Source organism: Microvirga sp. P4_G7, assembly GCF_056401005.1.
The window spans coordinates 1-4,209 of record NZ_JBFUKD010000307.1 but is presented as its reverse complement, the minus strand read 5'-3'; the positions used below and the strand labels follow the sequence as shown (position 1 = coordinate 4,209).

Annotated in this window: 5 protein-coding genes; all 5 read left to right on the top strand. The window is 62.3% G+C overall.

Annotated elements, in window-relative coordinates; translation table 11 throughout:
* The coding region (petA, locus tag AC1DT3_RS13375; RefSeq protein ID WP_477465740.1) for a ubiquinol-cytochrome c reductase iron-sulfur subunit at positions 1–443 on the top strand (443 nt) is incomplete at its 5' end.
* A gap of 26 nt (positions 444–469) precedes the next feature.
* Complete coding sequence (locus AC1DT3_RS13370) at positions 470–1,750, top strand: cytochrome b (RefSeq protein WP_477465739.1); 1,281 nt, start codon at positions 470–472, stop codon at positions 1,748–1,750.
* A gap of 20 nt (positions 1,751–1,770) precedes the next feature.
* Entirely contained in the window at positions 1,771–2,649 is an 879-nt protein-coding gene (locus tag AC1DT3_RS13365) for a cytochrome c1 (RefSeq protein ID WP_477465741.1), read from the top strand.
* Positions 2,650–2,777: 128 nt separating this feature from the next.
* On the top strand, positions 2,778–3,659 hold the full coding sequence (locus AC1DT3_RS13360) for an S-methyl-5'-thioadenosine phosphorylase (protein WP_477465738.1): 882 nt from the start codon (positions 2,778–2,780) through the stop codon (positions 3,657–3,659).
* 74 nt (positions 3,660–3,733) lie between these two features.
* Positions 3,734–4,209: adenine phosphoribosyltransferase (locus AC1DT3_RS13355; RefSeq protein WP_477465737.1), on the top strand; the 476-nt coding region annotated here is incomplete at its 3' end.

Genomic DNA, 4,209 nt, shown 5'->3' with positions numbered 1-4,209 from the left:
TTATTCAGTCGATGGCGCCGGACGCTGCGACGATCGCCGCCGGCGCGCCGGTCGACGTCGATCTCAGCCCCATCGAGGAAGGCCAGATCGTCAAGGTTTTCTGGCGCGGCAAGCTGATCTTCGTCAGGCACCGCACCGCGGAAGAGATCAAGGCCGCGGAGGACGTAAACGTCGCGTCCCTGCGTGATCCCCAAGCCGATTCTGCGCGAGTGAAGCCCGGGCACGCCCAATGGCTCATCGTTTATGGCAACTGCACCCATCTGGGTTGCGTGCCGCTCGGCCACCAGGGCGAGTACCATGGTTGGTTCTGCCCTTGCCACGGCTCGATTTTCGATACGTCCGGTCGCGTTCGCGGCGGCCCTGCCCCGATCAATCTGCCGATCCCGCCTTACAACTTCACATCCGATACGAAGATCATCATCGGCCAAGAAGCCACGGCATAATTATTGAGATCGTTCAGGCGACACCCATGAGCCAGCATTCCAGCACCTACGTTCCCAAGAGCGCCTTCGCCAAATGGTTTGAAAGCCGTTTGCCGGTCGTCGGCCTCGTCCACTCGTCCTTCATCGCCTACCCGGTCCCGCGGAACCTGAATTACTTCTGGACGTTCGGAGCGATCCTCTCGTTCATGCTGGTGTCCCAGATCCTCACGGGCGTGTTCCTGGCGATGTACTACACGCCGCACGCGTCGATGGCGTTCCAGTCCATCGAGCACATCATGCGTGACGTGAATTATGGCTGGCTGCTCCGCTATCTGCATGCCAACGGCGCGGCAATGTTCTTCGTCGCCGTCTATATCCATATTTTCCGCGGCCTTTATTACGGGTCGTACAAGGCTCCGCGTGAGGTTCTCTGGATCCTCGGCGTAATCATCTATGGCCTGATGATGGCGACCGCCTTCATGGGTTACGTTCTTCCTTGGGGCCAGATGAGCTTCTGGGGCGCGACGGTYATCACCAACATCCTCGCCGCCATTCCCGTCATCGGCGACACGATCCAGAGCCTGCTCTGGGGTGGTTATTCCGTGGGCAACCCGACGCTGAACCGGTTTTTCTCGATCCACTATCTGCTGCCCTTCATGATCGCGGGCGTCGTGATCCTTCATATCTGGGCGCTGCACGTGCCGGGCCAGAACAACCCGACCGGCGTTCCGATCAAGTCCGGCAAGGACACGGTTCCGTTCACGCCTTACGCCACGATCAAGGACGTCTTCGCGACAGTCTGCTTCCTGATCTTCTTCGCCTGGTGGGTGTTCTATCTGCCGAGCTACCTGGGCCATGCGGACAACTACGTCCCGGCCAACCCGGCCGTGACCCCGACCCACATCGTCCCGGAATGGTACTTCCTGCCGTTCTACGCGATCCTGCGCGCCATTCCCGATAAGCTCGGCGGCGTGATCGCGATGTTCGCATCGATCGCGGTTCTCGCCTTCGTTCCCTGGCTCGATACCTCGAAGGTTCGCTCGACGCGCTATCGTCCGCTGTACAAGCAGTTCTTCTGGATCCTGGTGGCCGACACCCTTCTTCTGGGCTGGCTCGGCGCGAAGCCGCCGGAAGGCTGGTACGTGATCGTTTCGCAAATCGCGACGGCCTATTACTTCCTCCACTTCCTGGTGATCCTGCCGGTTCTCGGGTTCGTCGAGCGGCCGCTGCCTCAGCCGAATTCGATCCTGGAAGCCGTGACCGCGGCCAAGAAGGGCGGAGCGACGGTTCTTGCCGGCGCCAACGCCGAACCGCAGTCCAAAGGCTGAGCGAGCGCAGGAGAAAAATGATGATCAAGCGTACTCTCCTCGTCGCTGCCGCTCTCGTCGGCTTCATGGCCCCGGCCGTTGCTGCCGAGTCGGTCAATCCCCCGCAGCTGAAGTGGAGCTTTGCCGGCCCCTTCGGAACCTTCGATCGAGCGCAGCTCCAGCGCGGCTTCAAGATCTACCGGGAGGTTTGCGCCTCCTGCCACAGCCTGAGCTTCGTCGCATTCCGTAACCTCGCCGAACCCGGCGGGCCGGAGTTTTCGGAAGCCCAGGTTCGGGCCCTGGCGGCCGAGTATCAGATCAAAGACGGCCCGAACGACGCCGGTGACATGTTCGATCGTCCGGGTCGCCCCGCCGATCGTTTCCCGGCTCCGTTCGCGAACGAGAATGCGGCTGCGGCGGCCAATGGCGGCAAGGCTCCGCCGGATCTGTCGCTGATGGCGAAAGCGCGGACCTACGAGCGCGGTTTCCCCTGGTTCATCATCGACGTTTTCCGGCAATACGCGGAAAACGGGCCTGACTACGTGCATGCGGTGCTCGACGGATACCGGGAGCCGCCGGCTGGGTTCCAGGTGCCCGCAGGCGGGCACTTCAACGAGTTCTTCCCCGGCCACGTGATCGCGATGCCCAAGCCCTTGAGCGACGGGCAGGTCGAGTATCCGAAGGGTGAGGACGGCAAGCCTCAGGTGCCCGAGACGGTCGACCAGTATGCGCGCGACGTCACGGCCTTCCTGATGTGGACCGCGGAGCCCCACCTCGAAGCGCGCAAGCGCCTCGGTTTGCAGGTGATGCTGTTCCTGATCGTTCTCGCCGGATTGTTCTACTTCACGAAGAAGAAGATCTGGGCGCGGATCGGCGGTGATGTCGGCGGTGGTGCCGATACACCCAAAACATCCCACTAAAGACACCGAAAGGCCCCTTTACGGGGCCTTTTTTCTTTGGATCGCCTCGCCATCCGCCTATCGCGCCCTGCGCGACGTTCGATAGAACGGGGATCGGGCGCGACACGGCTCGCACGGGGTATCCGTCAATGACCAAAGCAGTTCTCGGAATCATCGGTGGCTCCGGCGTCTATGACCTGCCAGGGCTCCAGAATGTGCGCGAGGAGAGTGTGGCATCGCCTTTCGGCGAACCGTCGGACGCGCTTCGGATCGGCCGTATCGGTACGACCGACGTCGTTTTCCTCGCCAGGCACGGCCGCGGCCATCGCCTCTCGCCGTCCGACATCAATTATCGCGCCAATATCGATGCCTTGAAGCGAGCGGGCGTGACCGATCTCATTTCGGTTTCCGCATGCGGCTCCTTCAAGGAGGAATTCTACCCCGGCTTCTTCTTGCTGGCCGATCAGTTCGTCGATCGGACCCACCGCCGCGAATCCTCTTTCTTCGGCCAAGGGTGCGTCGCGCACGTGCCGATGGCTCACCCGGTCGGCCCTTTGCTGCAGAAGCGGATCGCCGATGCGGCGACGGCCCTCGACATGCCGTTCAGCCGCGGGGGCACCCATGTGACGATCGAGGGTCCGCAATTCTCGACCTATGCCGAATCGCTCACCTACAAACGCCTCGGCTACGATGTGATCGGCATGACGGCGATGCCCGAGGCGAAGCTCGCTCGGGAGGCCGAGATCACGTACGCCATCATCGCGATGGTCACGGATTTCGATTGCTGGCATCCGGGTCACGGCGATGTCGATGTGGAATCGGTCGTCGCGGTGGCGCGAGAGAACGCCGCTCGGGTGGCAAAAATCCTGGGACGCGTCGCTCGGGATTTTCCGGCGGAACACGAAGCCTGTCCGGTCGGATCGGATCGCGCACTGGATGGGGCGATCATGACCGCGAAATCGGCGCTTGAACGCGATGTTCTGGCGAAGCTGGATGCCGTCGCCGGGCGCGTTCTGCAGACGCTCTCCTGAGACCGACACGCGTCCAAGCATGGCCTTCCGGTTCGTTTGCCGGTAAAACGCGAGGCCAGAAACTGAGAAAACGGATGCCTCAGCACCTCATTACCGAACTCAAGGACTCGATCCGGTCCATCCCGGATTATCCGAAGCCCGGAATCGTCTTCCGCGACATCACCACGTTGCTCGGCGATGCGCGTGCGTTCAGGCGTGCCGTCGACGAACTGGTCCATCCCTTCGCGGGCGGCCGGATCGATAAGGTCGCGGGGATCGAGGCGCGGGGCTTCATCCTGGGGGGCGCGATCGCGCACCAGCTCTCGGCCGGCTTCGTCCCGATCCGCAAGAAGGGAAAGCTTCCGCACGAAACGGTGCGGATCGCCTATTCCCTCGAATACGGCGTCGACGAGATGGAAATCCACACGGACGCCATTGGGCAGGGCGAGCGCGTGATTCTCATCGACGACTTGATTGCGACGGGCGGAACGGCGGTCGCGGCCACCAATCTGCTTCGCCAGATCGGCGCGGAGATCGTGGCGGCATGCTTCATCATCGACCTGCCGGATCT